This is a genomic window from Rhodopirellula sp. P2 (genome assembly GCF_028768465.1).
Lineage (GTDB): Bacteria > Planctomycetota > Planctomycetia > Pirellulales > Pirellulaceae > Rhodopirellula.
Window position 1 is genome coordinate 5,690,518 of record NZ_CP118225.1, and the last position, 26,859, is coordinate 5,717,376.

9 protein-coding genes (1 of these 9 only partly in view) are annotated in these 26,859 nt (G+C 57.8%); 7 read left to right on the forward strand and 2 right to left on the reverse strand.

Annotated features, from left to right (window positions below):
* A protein-coding gene (locus PSR62_RS20030; RefSeq protein WP_274404770.1) for a LamG-like jellyroll fold domain-containing protein crosses the window boundary here: on the forward strand, positions 1–16,218 show its 3' portion. Its footprint begins 12,999 nt before the window's first position; the window shows 16,218 of its 29,217 coding nt (coding positions 13,000–29,217); the start codon falls outside the window, past its left edge; its stop codon occupies positions 16,216–16,218.
* Between the two features lie 377 nt (positions 16,219–16,595).
* The gene (locus PSR62_RS20035) at positions 16,596–19,214 is read left to right on the forward strand and encodes a diguanylate cyclase (protein ID WP_338020098.1); all 2,619 of its coding nucleotides are present in this window, start codon (positions 16,596–16,598) and stop codon (positions 19,212–19,214) included.
* Here PSR62_RS20035 and PSR62_RS20040 read toward each other — a convergent pair.
* Positions 19,211–20,761: an NAD(P)/FAD-dependent oxidoreductase gene (locus PSR62_RS20040; RefSeq protein WP_274404772.1), complete on the reverse strand. Its 1,551-nt coding sequence runs from the start codon at positions 20,759–20,761 to the stop codon at positions 19,211–19,213. The two genes, PSR62_RS20035 and PSR62_RS20040, sit on opposite strands and share 4 nt — an antisense overlap.
* On the reverse strand, positions 20,751–21,734 hold the full coding sequence (locus tag PSR62_RS20045; RefSeq protein WP_274404773.1) for a Fe-S oxidoreductase: 984 nt from the start codon (positions 21,732–21,734) through the stop codon (positions 20,751–20,753). Before PSR62_RS20045 ends, PSR62_RS20040 begins: the two co-directional genes overlap by 11 nt.
* A 72-nt stretch (positions 21,735–21,806) precedes the next feature.
* Here PSR62_RS20045 and PSR62_RS20050 point away from each other — a divergent pair, with 72 nt between their 5' ends.
* From PSR62_RS20050 to PSR62_RS20070, 5 genes are all read left to right on the forward strand, one after another.
* Complete coding sequence (locus tag PSR62_RS20050) at positions 21,807–22,781, forward strand: hypothetical protein (RefSeq protein ID WP_274404774.1); 975 nt, start codon at positions 21,807–21,809, stop codon at positions 22,779–22,781.
* Positions 22,782–23,047: 266 nt separating this feature from the next.
* Entirely contained in the window at positions 23,048–23,323 is a 276-nt protein-coding gene (locus PSR62_RS20055; RefSeq protein WP_274404775.1) for a membrane or secreted protein, read from the forward strand.
* 290 nt (positions 23,324–23,613) lie between these two features.
* Positions 23,614–23,994 (forward strand): hypothetical protein, encoded by a 381-nt coding sequence (locus PSR62_RS20060; protein WP_274404776.1) that lies wholly within the window; start codon positions 23,614–23,616, stop codon positions 23,992–23,994.
* Between the two features lie 118 nt (positions 23,995–24,112).
* The gene (locus tag PSR62_RS20065) at positions 24,113–25,114 is read left to right on the forward strand and encodes a calcium/sodium antiporter (protein WP_274404777.1); all 1,002 of its coding nucleotides are present in this window, start codon (positions 24,113–24,115) and stop codon (positions 25,112–25,114) included.
* The gene (locus PSR62_RS20070) at positions 25,111–26,784 is read left to right on the forward strand and encodes an FAD-dependent oxidoreductase (protein ID WP_274404778.1); all 1,674 of its coding nucleotides are present in this window, start codon (positions 25,111–25,113) and stop codon (positions 26,782–26,784) included. Before PSR62_RS20065 ends, PSR62_RS20070 begins: the two co-directional genes overlap by 4 nt.
* Positions 26,785–26,859: the final 75 nt, after the last annotated feature.

Here is a 26,859-nt window from a genome sequence, read left to right on the forward strand (position 1 = left end):
GCCCCTTACTACACCGCCAACGACGCTGGCGACACGGACACCGGTGGCAACTCGCTGCAAAACTTCCCTGTCATCACATCAGCGGTCAGCGACGGATCGCAAATCACGATCGACGGAACCTTCAACGGCACAGCGAACACGACGTTCACGCTGGAGTTCTTCGATTCGGCGGAATACGCAAACGGTTACGGCCAGGGCCGCACCTTCCTGGGTTCCATCGAAGTCACCACTGACGGTTCGGGCAACGCAACCTTCAGCACCACTTTGACGGAATTTGTTTCGGCAAGCGACTTCGTCACGGCGACAGCGACCAATCAAAACACCGACGAGACGTCTGAGTTCTCCGCTCAGTTCGCGATCAATGGTCCCGTCTACGCCGCCGACAACAACGGACACTTCGTGTTTGACGGCGACGACATGATCACCATCGCAGACACGGCCAACCTGACCATGTCCGCAACAATGACAATGGAAGCCTGGGTCAAACCAGACGATTCACTTCTCGCAAGGATGATCCTGAATAAGGAAGGTGAGTACGAAATCGGAATCGGTGACAACGGCAACCTGTGGTGGGCCTTCACCAACACCGATCCAGGCTGGGCATGGCACGATACAGGCGTCACCGTCTCGACGACCGAGTGGTCTCATATTGCCGTTTCGTACAACAACGGCACCGTCAACAGCTACATCAATGGTGAACTGGTCGAAAGCTATGCCGGCAGCGGCACGATCGGGGATGCCCATCCGACCAAGAACGATCTGGTGATCGGCGGACGTTTGAACAATCCGACCGACCAGTATTTCCTTGGCGGAATCGACGATGTCCGAGTTTGGAACGTCGCTCGAACCCAAGCGGAGATTCAAGCCAACTTGACGGCCGAATTGGCCGGCACGGAAACGGGGCTGGTTGGATATTACAAATTCGACAGTCCTGATGAAGTGGTGGTTGATTCCTCAACCTTCGGACACAACAGCAAAATCGGCATAGACGGGCAGAAGCCAGCTTGGACCGGCATCACACTGACCGAAGACGCCACCTACACCGTGGACGCGTCCGGCGGGGTCCTGTTCAACGACATCGACCTGGATGGTGACTCTTTGACCGTCACCGAGGTGGAAGGCAACTCCGCTGCAGTGGGCAGCGTGTTCACGCTCGCGTCAGGCGCAACGGTTGACCTCGCATCCAACGGCAGCTTCACTTACGATCCCGGCACAGCGTTCCAATATCTCAACGACGGCGAATCCGCGACGGACACGTTCACCTACACCGTCACGGATAACAACGGAAACGCCGACACGGCGACCGTCACTCTCACGATCGCTGGGTCCCAGGATGCCCCCGTCGCGGACATCGGCGGCCCCTATGTGATCAATGAAGGCACCCCATTCAACTTTTCCGCCGGTGGATCCTCCGACCCCGAAGGTGACACTCTCACCTACAACTGGGACCTTGATAACGACGGTCAATACGACGACTTTTCTAGCTTCGGAGGTGGTTTGACCTGGTTCGGGTTGGCTGGTTTGGGCATCGACGATGACGGCGTCTACACCATCGGCGTCCAAGTCGATGATGGCAATGGTGGCATCGCCACCGATTCAACCACCCTCACGGTCAACAACGTCGCTCCCACGCTTTCTGTCACCGGATCCGCCACTGCAACCGGTGGCGATGTCTACACGCTGAATCTATCCGCCGTGGATCCCGGGGATGACACAATCACACAGTGGGTCGTCAACTGGGGTGACGGCAACATCACCACGCATGCCGGCAATCCTAGCAGCGTCACGCACACCTATGCCAATACCGGCGTTGGGATGACCTACGACATCACCGTCAGTGCCCAAGACGAAGACGGCCAATGGTTTGAAGCCGATGCGCTCGTCCCGTTGTACGAAGGCAGCGAAGTGGTCCGACTTGATGGTGAATCAGGAACCTCGGTCAACGTTTTCGCGCCGTCCGCCGACGGAATCACAGGTCATGCCGGAATTGTTCGAACAGCAGATGGAACGTATTTGATTTCAGGATTCTCCACCGGAAACGTTTTGGAGTACGCATCCGACGGCACGTTCATCGGAACCTTCATCTCGGCCGGTGACCCGAATCTATCCAACGCATCCGGAATGGCGTTTGGTCCCGATGGGAACCTATACCTTACCAGCCGATACGACGACAACGTGTTGCGTTACGACTCCGACGGCAACTTCATTGACGTGTTCGTTCCTGCAGGCACCGGCGGACTCAATGATCCACTGGGTCTGACCTTTGACGACGCTGGCAATCTGTACGTCACCAGTACCGGTGCCACGGGAATCCTTCGCTTTGACGGCGATGGCAACCTCGACGCGTCCTTCAATTCACCGACAGTGGCCGGCGCGGAAGACATCACGATTGGTCCCGACGGTTACATCTATGTCTCTGACATTTCAAACGGAATCAAACGCTTGGATCCCACTGACGGATCCCTGATCGATCTCTTTATCGCCACGGGCGCCAATCTTCAAAGCCCAACCGGGATCGAGTTTGGCCCCGATGGGAACCTTTACGTTGCAGACCAAGACGCCGACAAAATCCGTCGATTCGATGGCACGACCGGCGTCTACATCGACGACTATGCTGACGGCATCAACGGACCTGCGTATCTGGAATTCGAAGCCGATCACACGGTCACGATTCTGAACGGAAACGAAGCGGGATCAATTGATTCCGGCTTCGATCAATTCACCAGTGAATTCGGCGGCTCAGACACCATCACGGTCACCGGCAAAAACAATTTCAACGCGGACGATAGGATCGCGATTGATCCCGACCAAACCTACGAGTTGTCGGTCACGGTCTCCACCGCCAACAGCGATCCCGCCGAGTACCACTACCTCGGATTCACCAGTTACGACAGCGACGGACTGGAGATTACAGGAAACCACGTCGGACTCTATTCCGGATCAGCACGAACCACCTTGGCGGTCGACTTGGTCCCAGGCGCGACTCAGATCGTCCTGACCGACGCATCCGGATGGTTTGACGGCGGTTCATCCAACGGTCGATCAATCGCTTGGTACGGGTACACCAACAGCGACGGATACACCTACGCCGACTACACCTATACCCGAAACGTCCAAACCGACCTTTGGGACGCCGGTGCGATCTCCGGCAACGTCATCACGTTGCGAGAAGCCTGGGCCGGACCGGAATTGAAAGCGGGAGAAGCCGTCGGCAATGCGACCTCCAATGGGGGCACCTTCCAGTACCCACTGCTTTCATCGCAACCGATCCCGGAAAGCCCCACGACCTACACCGCGACCATCGGCGGCGGCACGATTACTGATGGCGGCGCCGGCAACAGCATGTTCCGTCATGGCACCGCGTACATCAGCCCCTTGGTGCTCGCGAATTACACGGACACCGCCACCGAACTGACCGTTTCTGACTTCACCGTCACCGCCACCACCGGAACCACGGTCTACACCGAAGGCGGCCCGGCAATTGGCATCGTCGACGCCGACGTACAAATCACCGACGCCGATGATTTGCACACAGAATCCGTCACCATTGAACTGACCAACGGCAAGGCGGGTGACATTCTGAACGTCGACGTCGTTGCCATCGAAGCGTTGGGGATCTCCGTCTCGGGAGTGCCAGCCGGCGAATTGACCGCCGACGGTACGATCACGTTGACTCTCACCAGCGACACGCCTGAATCCGTCACGCACGATGACTATGAATCGGCATTGAAGCTGATCACGTTCGAAAACACATCCGACAATCCCGATGTCACCGACCGAACGTTCACGTTCGTCCAAAACGATGGCGAAATGGACTCGGCTACCGAAAACCTGATCGTCAAAGTCCATGCGACCAACGACGCTCCCGTCGTTACGATTCCGGTTGGAGACGCGGTCACGAGCTACGATTTTGAAGGCGGCACGGCGTCCGGCGTTGGTGGCGGACCAGCTATCACTGTCAACGCGCCGGTCACGATTGACAGCGGCAGCGGCAACGGTGGTAGCAGCGGATTGCTATTTCCCAATGACAACGTCAACTCGGCGACCCACCCAGTGAGCATCAGCTCGATCCCGGGCGTTGCCACATCAGGCGAGTTTTCGTTCGCAGCGGATGTCCGGTTTGACGCTGGCAGCGGCGACCGATTCTGGGAAACCATTTTCAGTTTCGGTGGTGGGGCGAACGATAACAACGTCTACTTGGGCCGGGTTGGATCGACTGACAACCTGCAGGTGACCGTCTACGACGGTCCGGCCGAACTGTGGAACATTACCGTGACCGATGCGCTCGACGGAATTGAGGGCGAGTGGCACCACTACGCCGTGACGCTCAGTTCAAGCGGACAATTGAGTCTTTACATCGATGGAGCCAGCGCGGGATCCGTCAACGTCGGAGGCACGCCGGACTATTCGACTTGGGATGAAAACTACATCGGCAGCTCGAACTGGACGTCTGACAAGCGTCTTCAGGGAGCGATCGACAACATTGCGATCTTCGATTCGGTGATCTCGGCGAGCGATGTTGCAGACCTTGCCTCCGGCATGTCGGTCGCTGGCGGGACACTTCAATACACCGAAAATGATCCAGCCACGGTGGTCGCCCCCGAGATCACATTGTCGGACGTCGATGACACGAATCTGGAATCGGCCACCGTCTCCATCACCAGCGGTCACGTCACAGGCGAAGACGTGCTGGAATTCACCAATCAACTCGGTATCACCGGATCCTGGGATAGTGCAGCCGGTATCCTCACACTGACGGGAACGGCAACGGTCGAGCAATACCAAACAGCACTTCGTAGCATCACGTACGAAAATACGTCCGACAATCCAGACACAAGCGATCGGACAGTCAGTTGGACGGTTAATGACGGATCGCTCGACAGTGCCACGCAAACGAGTGCGATCGAAATCACCGTCGCAAACGACGCGCCGAGCATCGACATTACCGGCGACATGACTCTGTCATCGATCACCAAATACCAGACTGACAACGATGGTCAGTCTGTGGGAGCCATGCTAGCGAGTGCTGGAGGCGATCGCATCACGGACGTGGATGCGAGCGACCCCGAAGGGATTGCGATCACTTCTTTGGACAGCGGAAACGGCACTTGGCAGTACTCCACTGACGATGGCGGCTCCTGGACGAACATCGGATCGGTCAGTGAGTTGTCCGCGCTGCTGCTGCGAGACTCAGATCGTGTTCGCTTCATTCCCAACGGAACCAGCCCCACTACCGCCAGTATTGACTTTCAGGCCTGGGACCAGTCCTCGGGTGCCGAAGGCTCAAAGGTCGACATCTCGACCAATGGCGGGACGACTGCCTACAGCTCGGCAACGGAGACCGCGACGATCACGGTTGTTGATATCAACTCCGCGCCGGTGCTCGACGACACGCAAAGTCCGTCGCTCGATACGATCGACGAAGATGCCGGTGCGCCATCCGGAGTCGTCGGAACGCCCATTTCCTCCCTCGTCGACTTCGCTACGCCAGCGGGTGAAAACGACAATATCACGGATGCCGACAGCGGTGCCGGTTTGGGGATTGCGATCACCGCAGTGGACGACAGCAACGGCAGCTGGTTCTACTCAACGGACAATGGCAGCACTTGGAACGCGATGGGGACAGTCAGCGAATCGAACGCCCGCCTGCTGGCCGATGACGGCAGCACACGTCTCTACTTCCAACCCAACGCGGACTATCACGGCACGCTTACCCATGCGATCACCTTCCGAGCTTGGGATCAAACGAGCGGTACCAACGGTGGCACGGCGGACACTAGCACCGAAGCGGGAACTTACCTAGATACTTTCAGTACAACGTCCTACAGTCAGAACAACGGATCACTCTCGTGGTCAACCGACTGGATCGAAAACGATTCCTCCGGCGGCGGTGCCACTAGCGGCGACTACTTTGTCGCCGGCGGCCAGCTCAACCTTAGCGAGGCCAACGGCGGTCGCTATATCTATCGCGAGGCCAATCTAGGTGCTGCGACCTCGGCCACGCTCTCGTTCGATTTGACAGCTAACAATTTGGTTGGCGGAGGCAATTTCCGCATCCAAGTTTCCAGCAACGGTGGCAGCAGTTGGACCACATTGGAAACCATAGCTGCAGGCAATAGTACCGGCACCAAGAGTTATGACATTTCAGCGTTCACATCCGACCACACTCAAATTCGCTTCATCGATAGCGACAACGGTGGTGGTAAAGAGATCCGAGTCGACAACGTACAAATTGCGGCCGCGTTCTCGCTATCGGGTGGAAGCACTGCCTTTTCGTCAGATACCGACACGGCCAGTTTGGTCGTCAATGCTATCGCCGATACTCCCTCAGTAACTGATACGACAACGAACGAAGACACTCAGTCGAGCTCGGGTTTGGTGATCACTCGCAGTGCATCCGATGGCATTGAGGTTTCGCATTACAAAATCTCGGGCATCACCGACGGCACCCTGTACAAGAGCGATGGCGTCACCGAAATCGCCAATGGATCATTCATCACGATTGCGGAAGGCAATGCGGGACTGGAATTCAAGCCGAACGACGACTTCAACGGCACCAGCACTTTCAACATTCAGGCGTCGACTTCCGACGATGACGCCGGCTTGGGCGGGACTCCTGCGATCGCAACGGTGACCGTTGTCCCAATCAACGATGCTCCGGTGCTCGACAACAGCGGTGATCTTTCGCTGACAACCCAGCTCGAAGACGCAGGACCTCCATCCGGTGCCGTCGGAACGGTGATCACTTCCCTGGTGCAATTGGGCAGCAACGTTTCAGACGTCGATGCAAACTCGCAAGTCGGAATCGCAGTGACCGCGGTCGACACGACCAACGGAACTTGGTGGTACACAACCGATGGCGGCACCACCTGGACCGCCGTGGGAGCTGTCAGCGATTCCTCCGCACTCGTTTTGAATGCGAACAGCAACACCCGTGTCTACTTTGAAAGCAACGCCGATTACAACGGAACCATCAGCGATGCAATCACGTTCCGCGCCTGGGACCGCAGCGTCGGCACCAATGGTTCTCTACAAGATGCCAGCACGAACGGTGGCACATCCGCCTTTTCATCGGACACCGAAACGGCCGACTTGACGATCAACAACGTCAACGACGCTCCGACCGGCACCGACCACACCGTCACGACGCTACGGGATCAAGGCTACGCGTTCGTCGCCAGCGACTTTGGTTTTGGTGATGTCGACGGCGATGCGTTTGAATCGGTTGTTCTCAACACATTGACCGACAAGGGAACTCTGTATCTCGATGCAAACAACGATGGCGTTTTGGATGCCGGCGAAGCAATCGTGGCAAACCAAGTCGTCACCAAAGCCAGCATCGACGCGGGACAGCTGAAGTTCCAGCCGATTGCGGGAGAAACCAGCAGCGCATACACCGACTTCACCTTCAGCGTCAGTGATGACGGTGGCACCAACGACGGTGGCGTGGACACCGACACCACACCGAACACCATGACGATCGATGTCAATAACGCATATCGCGTCGAAGGCAACGTCCTGGAAGACGTCAACGGTGATTCCGTGCTCAGCGATGCGGTCGGTGTCTACGGCGCGACCGTTTACTTGTACCAAGACACCGACGACGACGGAGTGATTTCGGCGGGCGATTCCTTCTACGCCACCACCACGACGGACGCCGGCGGATTCTACTCGTTCAGCAGTTTGCTAGACGACACCTACTTCGTCATCATCGACTCCAACACCATCACCGCAAACGCCGGATACAACGGCGGTCATGACATCAACGATGTGCAAGCGGAGCAAACCTATGGCGTCGCTGGTGCGGCCAGCGGGACCGGATTCCTGAGTTCGGATGGTTCCTTGTTCGGCGGTCGGAACGCGGGAATCGATGACAACACAGCATCGTTGTTGACCGCACAACACGTGACTCGCGTGAACGTCAGCGGCACGGACGTTGCGAACATTGATTCCGGGTTCAGTTTCAACGCGGTTACCAACGTCAACGATTCCGGCCAAGGCAGTCTGCGACAGTTCGTCGACAATGCCAACGCGATCAGCGGCGGCAATGAAATGCGATTCGTGCCAGGAGTGGCGGCTAACACGACTGACGGCAATGGAAGCGATTGGTGGACGATTCAGTTGACATCGTTGCTTTCCACGATCGAAGACATGCAAACGATCCTCGACGGAACGGCCTATTCGTCCGCTGACGGAACCACGGTGCTCAATTCCAATGCCGGGCAAATCGGCACCGGCGGCACCGTCGGACTGGGTGCCGACGGGATCTTAGGGACCGGCGACGATGTCACCATCGCACAATTCGAACGCACCGAACTTGAAATCGTCGGCAGCAGCAGCGGGTCCCGCGTCCTAGTCTTCGAAGGGGATGACGCGGAACTACGTGACGTTGCCATCCGCAAAAGTTCGGACGGAACCACCACCAGCGCTCTGTTGAATTTCAGTGGCGACAACGGCGTCTTGGCCAACTCGTTGATCGGTACATCCGCAGACGGAACCTCCTACGGGGCCACCGGAACCGCCGGCAACTTCGTCTCGTTCAGCGGTTCAGCGAACGCCATCGTCACGGGCAACTACTTCGGCTACGCCGGCACTGGCGTGATCACCGCCTTGGGTGTTTCCGATTCCATCGATGCTCTCGTCTCAGGCAATGAAATCGCCGGTGCGTTCCAGTTCGGAATCAGTGCGTACAGCAACAACATGACGGTAGCTGGCAACCTGGTCGACGGCGTGACAAGTGGTTTCGGGATCGGCACGTTTTATGGCCCACGAACCGGCATGATCGTGGAAAACAACACGATTCGAAACACAACCGGTTACGGTGCCATCGTGGCTGGTTATGGATCCGTTGACGAAACCATTCGTTACAACATCGTTCACGACAATACCAATGCGATCGTTGTGCGAGGCGATGGATCCGGCTTCAATGAAGCCGAGAACGCTGTCATCTCCATGAACTCGGTCTACAACAACACCGGTCTCGGAATCGACAATGCTGACACCGATGTCAACGACGGAATCCTGGACACCGACCAAGCCAATGACGGCATCGATCATCCAATCATCACCGATGCCAACTTAGACGGGACCGACTTGTCCCTGTCCGGGTACGTGGGTGCTGCTGCCAATGACACTGACTTTGCCATCGCACGAGTCGAGTTTTTCTTATCCGATGGTAGCGGCGAAGGACAAACCTATCTCGGCTTCCTAACGACCGACGCCAGCGGAAACTTCAACGGGACCCTCACCGTCAGCGGTGTCGTCGACACCAACTCAATTGTGGCAACCGCCACGCTGACCGGCATCGGCACGTCCGAGTTCGGCAACGAGTTCGGCGTCAACATCGCACCGTCGTTGACCGTCCCCGGCGACCAATCCGCGACCGAAGACGTCTCTCTGCCAATCAGCGGCTTGTCGGTGGGTGACGCTGACACCAACGTGACCTCGGTCGCTCTCACCGTCAGCAACGGAACACTGAACGTGACGCTTGACGGCGCCGCAACAATTTCATCGGGCGTCAATGGTTCGGCTACGCTGACCATCTCGGGCACTCAATCTGAGATCAACAACACATTGGCGTCGCTCGCCTATCAGGGCAACGCGAATTACAACGGCAGCGACACTCTGGCCGTCCTGGTAACCGACGCCGGCGGCCTGACCAACACCGACACCGTCGACATCACGGTTGACGCAGTGAACGATGCACCGATTTTCGACACCGGTGGGTCAACGACACTCACAACCATCTCCGAGGACGATTTCAACAACGCGGGCAACACCGTTGCTTCGATCATCGCGAGTGCGGGAGGCGATCGAATCACCGATCCCGACGCCGGGGCGGTCGAGGGGATCGCAATTCGGGCCCACAGCGGTTCGGCGGGAACCTGGCAATACCAGCTCGACGGCACGGGAACTTGGGTCGATTTCGGCACGGTCAATCCTAGCAATGCGTTGTTGTTGCGAGCCGAAGACCTTGTCCGCTACGTCCCTGATGGTGAAACCGGCGAAGAAGTTTGGATCAGCGTCCGTGCATGGGACCAAACGTCCGGTTCGCCCGGCGACAAAGTGAACTCGAACACCACCGGTGGTTCAACGTCGATCAGTGATGGCACCAAGTACGCCTACCTGACCGTCACGGATATCAACGACGCACCGATCGTGACAGGCCCCGCAACCGCGACCGTCGCCGAAAGTGGCTCGCTGTCATTCAATGGATTGGTCGACACGACCGATGTCGATGGCGACGATCTGACCGTCACCCTGACCGCCGATCACGCGTCCATCACGCTGACGGTCACCAATGGGCTGACGCTCATCGACAACGACGGCACTGACGGAACGCTGCAGTTCAGCGGATCGACCGCCGATATCAATGCGGCAATCGATGCGTTGGCTTACGACTCACAGGCTGGCTACAACGGATCCGCGTCGCTCGCGATATTAGTCGATGATGGGAACCTAACCGATTCCACCACGGTCGCCATCACCGTCAATCCTGGCCAGACCGTGTTTATCTGGGACGGGGGCGGAACGACCAACGACTGGACCGACGCAGACAACTGGGACCATGATCTTGTCCCCGAAGCCGACGACATCGTCGTGTTCGATGCGACCAGCACGAAAGCCTCGACCGTCGACGCGGCGTTCGCGGGTGCAATTTCGCAGATCATCGTGACCGCGGACTACACGAACACGATCACCCAGGTTCGCGACCTGAACGTGACCGGCGACATGACCTTCCTGGGCACCACTTGGAACGCGAACGGAGCCACTCTCGACGTTGATGGTGACTTCACCGTGACAGACCTCCGCAGCGGTGGCGCGGACCTGTTCTTCGGTGGAGACTACACCCAAACCGGCGGCGCGAACAACTTCAGCGGCACGTGGATGTTCGATTCGATCGACGCACAAACGATCGACACTTCACGAACCATCGGTTCGGTTGATTTCGCATCCGGTGACACCATCACTTTCGGAAGTGATCTGAGCGTATCGGGTGATCTCACTCACTCGTCAGGCAATGTCGACTTTGCTGGGCACGAAGTCAGCTTGAGCGGCACAGGCAGCCAACTCATCGATGCGGTTGGTTTGACGTTCGACGACTTCGAGTTCAACAACGCGACCGGAACGATCACGATCACCGGCGGCTTGGACATCAACGGCGACCTGACCTACACCAATGTCGGAACAATCAACGGCGCGGGGATCACCGCATCGGGCAATGTCACCACGACCGATGATGCGATCGCCGGCACCAGCGTTCTGACTCTCGATGGAACGACCGATCAACAGATCTCGACCGGCGGCGGAACCGGTGAACTTGGCAATCTGGAAATCAACAAGGCTTCCGGCACCGTTCAACTGGTCGACGACATCGAACTGGGCGGCAACTTCACGCACACCTCCGGCGGCTTTGACGCAGGCGGCAACACAGTCGAATTCCAAGGGCACAACACGACGATCTCCGCAGGATCTGCCACGTTCGACAACGTGATTCTGAACGGCACCGCCTTTGGTACGCGAGTCATCGTTGGCACCCTGGATGTGGATGGCGACTTCACGTTCCTCAACACGGGCACGCTCAACGGCGGTCAAATCACGGTCGCCGGCGACATGGTTTTCAGCGATGCGGCCTACAGCGGAACCACCATGATCATCGCCGACGGAACCGGCGATCAAGAAATCTTGGCGGGGGTCGCGGGTGCGAAGGTGGAACAACTGACGATCAACAAAGCATCCGGAACGCTCACCTTCGCATCAGACTTGACGATCAGTGCCAGCCTCACGCATCTCGCGGGCACGGTCACCGATGTCGCACACACAATCATCTTTGGCGACAACTCAGGCACGATCAGCGCCAGTGCAATCCACTTCGCCGATGTGATCATCGATTCCAGCAACAACAAAAACATCTCGGGTGTTTTGAATGTGGGCGGAAACCTGACGATCGAGCGAGTCGGAAATCTCAGTGTCGGCGACATCCGCGTCTCGGGCGACGTCACGTCCAACGACACCTCCATCGGCGGCGACGCAACGTTGACTCTGGTCGGCACCGGCGACCAAACGATCTCCGGGGACGACTTTGCCAATGGCGATCTGATCATCGACAAAACATCCGGAACAGTCATCCTAAGTGACGCATTGATCCTGGATGGGACCAACCAAGACGTCAACGTGATCGGCGGCACACTGGACCTGAATGGGCAAACGATCACCACCACCGGTGGCGTGATCATCGATGACGCCACACTAAGGGGTGCCGGAAGAATCACCAACGATCTGTCGGTTCTCAACGATGGAATCGTTCAGTTAGCAGCCAGTTCCACCAGCGTTTACGAAAAGATCGCGGTGGGCGGCGACCTGAAACTCGGCACGGGCAGCGAACTGCAATTGGATGTGGCTGGCATGACCGCTGGCGGATTGCTCAACGATCTATTGACATCGGCCGGAATCAGCGGCACCTGGAGCACCGTCAGTTTGGTCAACGACGGAATCGGCTTCACCGTTTACGACGAGTACGACAGTCCCAACGGCGCCGTGGACATTTTCCTGAACTCCAACCCCACCGGCTCGATCGCTGATGTCAACGTAGCCGAAGATGCACCGGACACGGTGATCGATCTCGACGCCGCCTTCAGCGATCTTGAACATGCCGATAGCGAATTGACCTACAGTCTGATCGGCTACAGCGACCCGGCCTTCCTCGACTCCGCGTTGATCAACAACGCTGCGGGAACCCTGACGCTGGACTACGCCGCGAACGAACACGGCACCCAACAGATCACCGTGCGCGCCACCGATGCGAGAGGCGAATTCACCGATGTGACCTTCGACGTCACAGTGGCCTCAGTCAATGATGCTCCCGTGGCAAACGATGGCACCAACACTGCCACCGAAGACGGCGTCCCCGTCGCAGGAACCCTGATCGCGACCGACAACGATCCAGCCGACAATCTGACGTTCACATTGGTTTCGAACACTGCGGAAGGCGACGTGGTCGTCAACTCCAACGGATCGTACACGTTCGATCCTGGGGCAGACTTTCAAGACCTCGCCACGGGCGAAACTCGCGACGTCACGTTTGTCTATCGGGCCACCGACGACGGCACCGGAACGCTCAGCGATGACGCCACCGTGACCATCACGGTCACCGGCACCAATGACGCTCCGATCATCACGGACGGCCCCGACTCGGTCGGCTTGACCGAGACCGATAGCGAATTGACCACGACCGGATCGCTCACAATCAGTGATGCTGATTTGACCGACAACGTGACCGCCGCAGTCGACACGGTCGCGGTCAGCGGCACGGGTACCGCCAGTGTTCCTGGCACCTTGAACAACTCAACCTTGCTCGGCTTCTTGACTGTCTCGCCCTCCGCCATTCTGGATGGAACGGAGACGACCGCCTCGCTGACGTGGAATTTCAACAGCAATGGCGAAGCTTTTGATTTTCTTGCGGACGGCGAGACGCTCGTGTTGACCTACACGGTCAGCGCTACGGATGACGATGGCGTCCAACTGAGTGATACCGAAACGGTCACCGTCACAATCACGGGCACCAACGATGGACCAGTCGCTTCGGACGACCTGGGATCCGCCACCGAATCGGGCGGAATCGGAAACGCTACCTTGGGGTCCGATGCCACTGGCAACGTGCTCATCAACGACAATGACCCGGACGTGTCCGACAGTCTATCCGTCATCGGCGTCGCGGCAGGGTCACAAAGCAGTGCCTCCGGACTGGTCGGAATTGAAGTCGCCGGTGCATTCGGTTCCATCGAAATTGACTCCCTTGGTGCTTACACATTCGTCGTGAACGAAACCCATCCAGCGGTCCAAGCACTTCGCACGACAGGTGAAACACTGCAAGAAGTGTTCACTTACACGATCGAAGATTCCAACGGTTCGCTCAGCACGGCGGAAATCACGATCACCATCCATGGTAGCAACGACGCCCCACATGACCTGGACTCGGTCGGCCTAGCGATCTCAGAAGCGGCCAACAATGGCGACTCCGTGGGAACGATCACCCACAGCGATGTTGACGCGAGTGACTCAGCTACATTCAGTCTGATCGATGATGCCAACGGTCGATTCACGATCGACCCCACCACGGGTGAAATCACGGTGGCTGACGCCGCCCAACTCGACTACGAGACCGACACCACTCACACGCTCACTGTTCGTGTGACCGACGCCTCCGGGGCAACCTATCAAGAAGACTTCGTCGTCACCATCAGCGATGCCAACGAACACGACGTCACCGTACCCACGGATTCCGATCCTGCCAGCAATGAGGTGGATGAGAACGAACCTGCTGGCGTGCTCGTTGGTCTCACAGCCGATGCCTTCGATCTGGATGCAACCGACAACACGGTGACTTACTCCTTGACCAGCAATCCCGATGGGTTGTTCCAGATTGATCCCAACAGCGGCGAAGTCACCACCGCCGCATCGATCGATCGAGAAACTCACGGTGCAACCCGTTCGATCACGGTCATGGCATCCAGTTCGGATGGTACCACCGCGACACAGACGTTCGAGATCTCCATCAATGACGTGAACGAATTTGGTGTCTCCGTTCCAACCGATATCGACACAGACACCAACTCGGTCGATGAAAACGTCGCTGCAGGAACCTCGGTTGGCGTCACAGCCGATGCGTTTGATTTCGACGCAACCAACAACACAATCACTTACACCTTGAGCAGCAACCCAGGTGGATTGTTCCAGATTGATCCCAGCACCGGCGAAGTCACGGTCGCGGGTGCACTCGACCGCGAAACCACGGCCAGCCACGCGATCACAGTCACTGCCACGTCCAGCGATTCATCCTCCGAATCGCAATCCTTCACCATTGTCGTCAACGATGTCAACGAATTCGTTGCGATCTCGGGGGGCGATGTGGATGGCAACCTCAATCAAGTCAATGAGAACTCGGCTGCCGGTGTCTCCGTAGGCATCACCGCATTGGCGACAGACGCCGACGCGACGAACAACAACATCCAGTACGCCATGGTGGATGACGCTGGGGGCCGCTTCGATGTCGATCTCAACACAGGTATTGTGACCGTTGCCCCCGGATCGTCGTTGAACTTCGAATCCCAAGCGTTCCACGACATCATCGTCCGCGGCCTCTCGGACGATGGTTCATTCATCGACCAAACCTTCACAGTAGAGATCCTCGATGTCAACGAAGCCCCGCTTGCCTTGAATGACGGGTCGTACAGCACCACGATCGGGCAACACAAATTGCTGAACAACCCTTCATTGCTCGCCAACGATGTCGATGTTGATTCGGATCCACTGCGAGTCGTGATCATTGCTCATCCGACCAACGGGTCACTGAGCATCGACCTGGATGGACACGTAACTTACACACCGAATTCGGGGTTCTTCGGCACGGACTCGTTTCAGTACCAAGCAAACGACGGATTCCTGTCCAGCAACACAGCCACCGTCAGCATTGATGTCGTCGCGGGCAACACCGGCGGTGGCTCCAGTGGAAGCGGTGGCGACCCAGGTGACGGATCAACGGGCAGTGGCGATGGCAGTGGCGATGGCAGCGGCGATGGCAGCGGTGATGGTGATGGTGATGGCGATGGTGGGAGTGAAGCCCCCAGCGACACGAATGGCAGCAACGATGCAGACGGTTCCACCAGTGGAACGGGCCTGAACGGCGGCGGTGGTACAAATTCCAGCGACACAACCCAGTCAGGTCGCCACACCCCCGACAATCAAGCTGGAGATGGAAACGGGTCCGATTCCGGCGACGATTCGACTGGCAATTCCAACGACAGTCGCAACCAAGGGGTTCTCGCTTCCGCCAATCAGTCCAGCCGATTTGCTCAACGATTCGGATTCGGTAATTCATTGTTCCATTACGACATCTTGGCCGGCGGCGACTCACTCCTGGACGACCTGGTTGGCGAGACCGACCTCGACACATTGCTGACGTGGCACCTGTCCGACAACGGTTCGGTTCGCATCAACGAAACCTACGACAACGAAGACATTCACGTGGGCGCCGTTGGAACCACCTTGGGGCTGGCTTCGATCGGCTATGTCCTCTGGGCCCTCCGCGGCGGGATGTTCATTGCGACCATGTACGCAGGCATCCCCAGTTGGCGAATGCTCGACCCGGCTTCCTTGTTGTCCGCTTACCGCGGCGCCGACGGAACAGCCCAAGACGAAGTGGAAGAAATGCTCGACTAAGTAGGTACGCAGGTGTCATTGGGTATGTGAGCCGTTGGCGTTCGCCACGGTTTTCACGCGCAGGCCAGGCGAACGCCCAAACGGCTCACATGGTTGTGCCCGATCATTCCAGCCGACCTGCTTAGCACCATCCCAGCAGTCGTTACCAAGCGATCAATCCGATCACCCGGCTAAATCGCTAACAACCTCAAGACTTTTTCACGCCAGTACAGTTGATCACCACTCATCACCGATGTGACACGTTTCATGGCGAAGACTTATCCAAAGGGAATTCCTTCTCTGTTTTTCGCGGTCGACGGACCGCGTCTCGTCGCCTGCGTGCGACGGTTCAGTTGGGAATTTGACGTCAACCATCCCTCATTCGATCGATCTCTTTTTTGTTCCAGGCCGTTTTCGCATCGCTTCGACTCGCCTTCGCACTTGTGTGCGTCGGATTGGGTCTCATCCTCGGAGCTCAGTGGCTCGGGTTCATCCCCGATTCACGGCTGGCCGAGGAAACTGCGCGCCGAAAATTCTGCGAAACCGTTGCAATCGCCTCCATCGACGACATTCGGCAACACCGCTGGTCCAAACTGAACACCACCCTGGAAGCTCTGGTCCGTCAGAACGACGCCTTGCTTTCCGGAGGCCTCCGGACCGAGAGCGGAACCCTTCAAGCGGCGACCAAGCATCACCGTCTGTGTTGGAAAAGAACAGCGACTTCCGCTGCTCCAAGTAACGAGCAAGTGTCCCAGCCACCGCCCGTCGGCGCGACCGCACATGACCCTGTTCTGTTCCTAACGGATGCCCCCGAAACCACCGAAGTGGTTCCCTCGTGGGTCGAACCCAGTGAACCAGTTTCGCGTGATGCCACCGCCGAACTGGATGGCGCCATCATCCGGTTGGACATCCCCATCACGGTCCAAGATCGGACCTGGGGCAACCTGGAATTCACTTTCAAAACCAATGCCACAGGTCTGTTCGGAAACCTGCTGGACCAAGGCATCCTGCGCCTGCTGATCTTCTTCGCCGTGATCGGCATGGGATCGTACTCGTTCCTGATGATGCGAATTCTGGGCGTGTTTTCGAGAACTCAGGTCGTTCCGGAACGCGTCCGCCAAGCACTCGATACCCTTGCGGAAGGTCTGCTGGTTCTCGACAAAGATGGCAAGATTATCTTGGCCAATGACAACTTCCTGAATACCAACGGTTTTGAACCCGAAGAACTGCAAAAACGTTTGGCCGCTGATTTGCCCTGGGTCTTCAACACCGACGACAAAGACGCCGACATTGAATTGCCTTGGACGCAAGCCATTAGCCAACGCAAATCCGTGGTCGGGGAAATCCTCCGTCTGACTGGACGGGATGGGGTGCACCGTGTCTTCAGCGTCAACGCGGGGCCGATCGGTGAAGACGAAACGCGAAAAGGAGCCTTGGTCACCTTCCAGGACGTCACGCACGTGGAGAAGCATCGTCTCGAACTCGAGAACATGCTTTCGATGTTGCGTTTGAGTAAAGACGAAATCCAAAAGAAGAACCAAGAACTCGAGATTCTCGCCACGCGAGACGCACTCACTGGCTGTCTCAATCGCCGTGCTTTCTTTGAACGCATGGAAACCATGCTCGTTGACTATCGCAGCGCGGGACGTCCCCTGTCCTGCTTCATGGTCGACATTGACCACTTTAAAAGCGTCAATGACACCTACGGTCACCACACCGGTGACGATGTGCTTCGAAAAGTCTCCAAGGTTCTGCGCGACCTTCACGAAGAAAACCAAGTCGTCTGTCGTTACGGGGGCGAAGAGTTCTGTGTGATGTTGCCCGGGCACGATCTCGACGAAGCGATGGAACAATCCGAGCGGACTCGGTTGGCGATCATGAACATTCGCTTGGACGATCCGGAATCACTCCGACTGACCGCTTCCCTGGGGGTCAGTGAACTGCAATTTGGTGCCGCCGATGTGCAATCGCTGATCAACCAAGCCGACAATTGCCTCTACGTTGCCAAACGCGGCGGACGGAACCAATCCGTTCCGTTTGATCCTGATCGCGTGGACGTTCTCGGCGAAGAAGCCCCTCAAGCCGAAGATGTTGCTGATCCCGATTTGGTCAGTCTCCCGTTCCATGCCGTGACGGCGTTGGTTTCGGCGTTGGCCTATCGCGATCCAGCGACCGCAGAGCACAGTCGACGAGTGGCCAACCTTTGTGTCCAAGCCGCCGACGGCCTCGTTTGCCAGCGGGACATTTACGTTCTGGAAATCGCCGCGCTGCTGCACGACATCGGAAAAATCGGTGTTCCCGATGATGTCTTGCACAAACCCGGGCCGCTGACGGACGACGAATGGAAGATCATGCGGCGTCACAACACCATCGGTCTCGACATGGTCGCCGGCACCTTCCACTGCCCTGAACTCGAACGCATCATCCGCGCTCATCATGCGATCAGCGACCGCGGGGAAGTGGAGCGTCATCTGAAACTGGACGAACTTCCAATCGAAGCTCGAATCCTCACCATTGCCGACACCTACGACTCCATCGTTTCCGATCACGCCTATCGCCGAGGCCGACCGCACTCGTCCGCTGCGATCGAACTTCAACGGTGTGCAGGCAAACAATTCGATGCCCAGTTGGTGAAGCACTTCCTCACCAAAATCGAAGCTGACGTCAAAGAAAGCTCGATGGGTGTGCCAACCTCCACCGGAATTGCGTTTGCCGTTCCCAAGCAGACGGCACTGAAAATCGGGCAGCAAATCGAACGCATTGCCGAAGCCATGGACGCGCAAAACCTCACGGACCTGCGAGACCTGGCCAAGGATTTGTCTGAAATCGCCAATGCCAGCTACCTGACCCCCATCGTCGACTCCGCAAAACAAATCGAAGAAGCCGCCTCGAAAGGCGAAACCGTCGAGTGGATCACACTGCTTCGGCAAACTCAAAAACTTCTCGACCTTTGCCGGGCCACCCAGAACGCCCACCTCATCGAAATCGAACAAGACGAAGCCCTGTTCATCAACTAACGTTTCGCTTCGCCAGTGTACCGATACCGACCGCGAACTCGAGGATCCAGCAAGCCCGCATTGTGAAACGGTTGCAAGCGAGGTTGCAACCATCGCCACAAATCCGCGTCCAAGACATCGTTCGCTAGCTGACACTGTGTCGCCGCGATCAACTGACAAAACGGTTCGTCGTCGCACAGCCACAAAGTGGAATGAACGTTGCCACCGGATGCTAAAAACTCTTCCGAGGCAATCGCGGAGGCAAAGTACAGCATCGAAACGGCTTCAAAACGCGACATCGTTGACAGACTTTGATAGCACATCGAAACCAAAGCATCGATCTGCAGCACCTCGCGTTCGACCGTGGTCGCATAGCGATCGAGCAACTCACGTCGTCGCGATGACTCGCTCAACAAGGCGTCCGCCAACCTGGACACGCCGATCAATCCATGCGCAATCCCTGTGCTGTGCAGCGGATCAATCGTGGCCACCGCCGTTGGCATCGTCACGTAATTCCGATTCCTGACTGGCAACTGCATCCGCTGGACTCGGTCCACAGAAATCCAATGGGGGGTCGCGTCGCACAACGTCGCTCCTTGCATCAGCGTTTGCAGACTGGGATACCGACGCCAATTCTCTGAATCACGCGTTCCCGAAACATGCCCGCCGGAACTCGTCCCCGTTGGCTGAGTCCAGCCGACACTGGTGACACCGTGATCCATCCGCAACATCCACATCCACCCCTCCGCGGTCAAATGGTGCTGCGCCGCATCATCGGGATCAAACGGCTCGTCCTCACGCAACTGGCCGGTCCTTCTCAGTTCCTCCGTCCAGGATTTCACACCACGAAAGTGTCCAAAGACACTGCGCGTGCTCGTCTGCAATCGCTCATCAACGCGTCGCACCCCGATTGACTGCGTCAATGAATCCGGCAACACACCAAACCGCCCCGATGCATTGACCAACCACTGCGCCGAGAGGCTCTGCGTCTTCCCGCTGGCTCGTTCCCCGGATCGATCACACAACGTCAACTGAATGGATTTCCCCCTCGTGGCATCGACCACCTCCGTCCGTTCACGGCAATCGGCTCCCGCACAAACGGCTTGCTCGATGAAGAATGAATCCAAGTCACTTCTCAGCCACTGCGTGTCAGACCAAGTGTCGCTGGGACTCGCCGTGACCAACAAACTATTTCCCCAAACGTTTTCCGATGTTTCATAACGATCGTGAAACTCATGACCAGCTTCGTGACGTGACGAGGCGTCACCGTGGTGGTAGTAGCTGAAACCTCGCTTCTTTCCACAACGCAAATTCGGAAAGCCTTCCTTCCAAGTCGGGTACGTCGACAACGCGCGCAGATCGGGCAAGCCGTATTGATCGGCAAGCTGCCGCAAGACCAAGTCGGCCATCGGAGTGCTGGATTCACCAATTGCAAAACGCCCGAACTGCTCGCGCTCGATCAGTACGACACGGACGCCTCGGGAAGCCAAAACCCAAGCCAGCAGCCCACCGGAAAAGCCACCACCCAAAATCGCAACATCGTAATTCGCGGATGGATCAGACATCATTTCGAGAGTCACTCGGCGAGTCGGGCCCCTGGCCTTCGGCTGGTTCAGACTGATCGGGTTCCAAACCCCAGGTGTCCAAGGTCAGCACCGGTCCAAAGTCAAAACGGGAATCAGTTTCCAACCTGTCCATGACCGCCAGCATCTGCTTTCGCGACGGCGGATGAAAACGGCCCTCGCGAGCCAAGCGGTCCATGAAACCGTTGCCGGTTCGACAGGGCAACACACTGATGTGACGTGCTCCCGCTGCGGCCGCGAATCGCGCCGACAAGATGGTCCATGCGTACGATTCCTCCGGAGCCAACCACGGCAGCCCATGGATCAGGAACACACGCAAATCAATGGAGGCGTCTTTCAAGTGTTGTGCAAATTGAAAAAATTGCCCCGGGCGAAGTCGTTTGTTCAATCGATCCAACATCCGCGGCGCGATGCATTCCAGCCCCACCGCGATTTCCAGTTTCCCGCGCAAACGTTTCGCGAATTCATACAGGCGTCGTGTACCAATCAAAGGATGGTTCTCCACCACCACGCGATCAAAGGGCTCGCAAAGCTTTGCAATCGTGTCATCGTCCGTCGACGGGGTGGTGCGAGGATCGAAGAAATTCCCGCTGTTGTAAAGCTTGATCGTGCCCCCCGATTCGCGTCCGGTTTGCTCTCGCCACTCTCGCAAACCAATCCGAATTTGACTGGGCAGGGCTCCTGGCGGAGTCGGCTGATCCAGCGTGTTCCGCCATAAATCACACATGCTGCAGTGCAGCGAACACTCCGAAGACGCCAGCAACAACGTCAACACAGATGTCATTTGGGCCGCCCGGCCCGGGTGGCGTTCGACAGGTTCCAGTTCCACGAACACGGAATTGGGCCGATTGGCATCCCGGTTGCGATGCACCAATGACGTGGCACTGGCCTCGCCTCGCGACGCCAGCACCTCTTGTGGTGACGGTTTGGCAAACAACATCGGTCCCCTGCGTGTCATGGAATTGATCTTGATCCAGTCCACCACAGATTGTTACCCCCAACAAGATCACGCTTTCACGGATGGGATACCATGATCCGATTTCTGACCAACGTTTTTCAACCTCAGCATGCTCACCCGCTCTTCGCGGCTGTGTTCGTGCTGGTCGGTGTCTCGACGCTTGTCTCGTCCGAAGCCGCGCGTGCCCAGCAAGCGTTGCCATTTCGGCCGATCGGTTCCCCCAGCGCCGTTGACCAAACCGAGACGGCTCGCCGGCAACGCGCCGCACAAAACACGGTGGTGAGACCGACCTCCTTCCGTTCGCCTCAGACAGCCTACGATCCCAATGTGCGACAAGTCGCCATGCAGTCGGGCGGTTTTGATCTTCCCGGCGACATCGGCGGCCCACAAACCTTCACGCCACCAGCCGGTTCCCAGCCCGTTCAATCGCAACCATCGTTTGGCGTGCCGCCCAGTGTTGGCAATTCGCAACCCGGCTTTGGCAATTCGGCGCCCGTCCCATCGCCTCCCTCGGGAATGTCTGCGCCAGCGGGCGGTGCCCCAACCCAAGGTCGATCTCTGCCGGCTCCGACAGCGGTTCCCAACGATGTTCTGGGCGGAAATCCAACCTTCGCTCCGAATCGAATCGGTCCCCCACCGTCCGACTACGCTCCCGTTCCACCACCTCAACTGAGCAATGGTGGCTACGCCACAATGAGCAACTGCGCCTTGATCTCGGCACCGAGTGAATACTCGGCGATGAGTCCCTATTCCGGCTACGGGTACGGCCAAGGTTGTGCGACTCCCGGTGGCGTTGCTCCTGTTGGCTACATCGCTCCACCCGCACAAATCGCTGCTCCGGCGGCCATTCCCGCCACAGCTTATCCTGTCGGATCCACTGTCCCCCCCGTCGCATCCACCACGCTGAATGCTGGCCCCGCGGGCGCTTTGATTGACTTTGGACAGGGTGCCAATCCAGTTCAGGTGGGTCCTGGACTTTGGGGCCAACCGGTTGCCTACGTCCCCGGTCAAGGTGTCCGAAACTGGTTGCGTTACTTTTCTTTCTAAGACACCCACGCGGCACCACCCCGCTCGCAGCGAGCCATTCGCATCGCCGGTTCAACCCGAATCGACCGGAGCAACCCGACCCGCCAACCCTGCTTTTCGGTCGGGCCCACAGGAAGCCATCCAGGCGGGATCGCGATCGTTCGATGAATTGCTGTAGGGTCGCATCATTCCAATGATCCGACTCGCCGGCAGCTTGCTCTTCCACCCCCTCCCCAGCAACGCCGCCCTCCCAATCCGTGTCTCTCGTATTTGTCAGGACCGATCCCATGCGCACCTCCTCCCTGCGCGTATGCTCGTTCGCCGGCGTGTCCACGCTGATTCTGCTCACCAGCCTGTCCGCTGGATGTCGCGGTCGTGGTTTCCTGCCGGCCCCAGGAACGATGAACCAACAGCAAGCCAACGCGATCGTGCATGACCCGTACCCCCTGACCGACATCGGGCCGAACGATCAAGGCAGCCGGCCGCCCAGCTACCAGCAACCCCTGCCGGGACCGGTTCGAGATCGTCTGAGCGCTGACGCAATGCCCTGGCTCGGTCGCTAAAACCAGCCAACCCACCCCATTCGGGTGTCATGGCGTCTCATATTGCAACCTCGACAAACATCACATTGACGACACTTGAGCGAGTGTCCCGCTGGCGAATTCGGCCTGACACCTGATTTTCATCCCGAAAAACAGGCATTTTTCGGCAAAAGCGGCATTTTGTGACGTTTTGGCAGCGTTTGGCCCCCGGGTTGCTTTCGTTATCCGTTGAAATGAGTTTCACGCGACTTGTGAACAGATGTCGAAGAGGCATCACGCGGCGGAACAAGTTATCTACGGAGAAAAAAACAATGTCTCAATTGACCAAATGGATCGCCGTCCCTGTTCTCGCTGTCGCAGCCACCTTCATGGCTGACGCCCCAGAAGCGAACGCACAAGGGTTCTCGCTTCGCATCGGTAGTGGCGGGTTGAGTTACGGCAACTACGGCGTGAACCGTTACGGAAGTCGTTATGGAAGCCATTACGGCAGCCACTACAATCGCGGACACCAAGCCTTTGGCCCCGTCGTGTCCCCCAACCGCTATTCGGCCGGATACCGTGGGTACACCCGTCCTCACTATGACTATCACGCCCCAGCGGTTGTTCCTCACGGAAATCACTACCACTACCAACCCGGCCATTACGACCTGCACTACGGTGGACACGGCCGTGGTCACCGCGGCCACCACTGATCCGCCCTCGGACCAGACCGCTCATTCAACTTCTGATTGGGCCGCCTGAATCACCGAACCAACATTCAAGCGTGTCGTCTCCTTTTGCGAGACGGCACGCTTGTCTATTTTCAGCCGCATGAATGGTATCATCGCACTACAAATTCTCGGCGGCGTCCTCTTACTCTTGATCGGAGGGGAGTGGGTCGTCCGCGGCGCCTCCCGATTGGCCATCGCTGCCAAACTCAGCCCGCTGTTTGTGGGACTGACCGTGGTCTCGCTGGGCACGAGCGCCCCTGAGATGGCCGTGTCGTTCGCCACGGCGCTTCGAGGCCAAGCCGATATCACCATCGGCAACGTCGTCGGTAGCAATCTGTTCAACATGTTGATGATCGTCGGCTTCAGCGCTCTCTTTGCGCCCCTGCCGGTGGAGAAACAAATCACACGCTTTGATGTGCCTGTGATGATCGCGGCGACCATCGCCATGATGCTCGCTTCGTGGAACGGAATCATCGGGCGTTGGGATGGAATCGGATTGATCCTGATCATGATCGCGTACTTTGCGATCTCATACCGGCTCGGCAAACTGTCGGGCGAAGGTGCCATCCACGATGATCTTGAGTTGCCGGACGCCTTGGAAGAAGCCACCGAATCACTGGGGCGACGTGTCGCGGTGATTCTCTGGCAATTGGTTTTGCTCGGTGCCGGCGTCGCTGCCTTGGTCTTCGGGTGCGAGTTGTTCGTCGACGGAGCGGTTTCGATGGCACGCATTCTGGGTGTTTCCGAATTGGTGATCGGACTGACAATCGTCTCCGCTGGCACCTCGCTTCCTGAACTGGTCACGTCCGTTGCTGCCACCATCAAAGGCGAACGCGGGATCGCAATTGGCAACGCCGTTGGCAGCACCACGCTCAACATCGTCGCGGTGCTTGGCATCACGTCCGTGATCGCTCCGGGCGGCCTGAATGTCGCTCCTGAAATCATGGGTCTCGATATGCCGCTGATGGTGATCGCAGCCATGCTCAGCTGGGTCCTGTATCGAACCGGACGTACCATCGTTCGCTGGGAAGGCATGCTGATGATCGCGTTGTACTGCGGCTATGTCGGCTACCTCCTCCAGACCAGCGGAGCGTTCGGATGAATTCGCAGCCCCGAAGACTTCGCTACACCCGGCGGGATTTGCTGTCTTCGGTGCTCGGTGTCGGATCCCTCGCCTGTGCGGGCTGCGATTCGCTTTCCTCCCGTTGGTCGGGTGCACTTCCATTTGCCGGTGCCTTCCTGTCGCCCAACCGAGAGATCGGTCATCGGTTGCGAGTCCCAACCTCGGAGCGATTGACCGGCTCCTCAGATGCCACGCGGCGCCGCGCATCCTGTGTCATTGTCGGTGGCGGAGTCGCCGGCTTGGCCGCCGGCTACGAACTTTTGAAATCAGGAGTGGATGACTTCCTCGTTTTGGAATTGGAATCATCGCCCGGCGGCACATCGCGAAGCACCCAGTACACATCCGAATCCTTCGGTTCGTTGCGTGCCCCTTGGGGAGCCCACTACTTACCACTGCCGGGCCCACGCAACGCACCCCTGCAAGCATTCTTGCGAGATTGTGGTGTGCTCGATGAACACGGTGTCGCCGCCGAACAGATGCTCTGCCGCGATCCCGAAGAACGCGTCTGGGCGAACGACCGCTGGCAATCCGGATTGCTTCCCATGCGTGACGCAACCCCCGAGGATGTCGCCCAGATCGAACGCTTCCAAACTGAGATGTCCGAGTTTGCATTGCGAACTGGCAACGACGGCAAACCTTGGTTCGTCTTGCCGACCTCGCATGGGACGAACGATCCCGAACCGCTTTCTCTCGATCAAATCTCGATGCAACAATGGATGCAAAATCGCGCATTTGATTCCCCCCGTCTGCTCTGGTTGGTCGATCACTCTTGCCGTGACGACTATGGATTGCGAGCCGGTCAAACGAGCGCTTGGGCTGGGATTTTCTACTTCGCCGCGCGGTTGCTCGATGCCTCGCAATCGCCTGATTCCGCCCCTGTGCTGACTTGGCCCGAAGGCAATGGATTCTTGGTCGACCAGCTGGCACAACGTCTCGGGGATCGCATCGAAACGGACCGAGCAGTTCTTTCGATGACGGAAGACGAACCCGGCACCCAAACGCTACATGTCCTTGACACGCAAACGCAACAGTCGACCAGGATCACCGCCGAGTCCGTGATTCTCGCTGTTCCACAGTTCATTGCCTGTCGTTTGCTGGATGACTCATTAGGAGAAACCAAGCACGAACGAATCCATCAGGCGAGATCGTTTCAGTATGGCAGTTGGCTGGTCGCCAACATCGTGCTGAAGGATCGTCCCACTGAGACGGACTCCTGGATGTGCTGGGACAACGTCCGTTACCAATCCACGTCTTTGGGGTACGTCAACGCCGGCCATCAAACCGGACGCGATCATGGCGGCACGGTGATCACGTGGTACCAAGCCCTGACCGGTGACAACGCAGCGCTGACTCGGACCGAACTTCTGAACCTGACCTGGGACGAGGCCGCCGAGGTCGTGTGCAGCGATCTCGAAGTCATGCACCCCGACATTCGCCAACGCATCGAGACGTTGGACATCATGGTTTGGGGCCACGCGATGATCCAGCCCACCGTCGGCAGCCGTTCCAATCTGCGACGCGTTGCGGCCAGCCAAGCGATTGGCAACGTCCACTTCGCCGCCTCGGATCTCAGCGGAGTCGCGCTGTTCGAAGAAGCCTTTGACCACGGTCGCCGGGCTGCGAAAGCGGTGGTTGCAAGCTGGAGCTGAGCTGATGCATTCCGCTTCCGACCAAGTCGTAGCCGGATTCGCCAGAATTCGGTTCCGGACGAACGAAGGCCACCC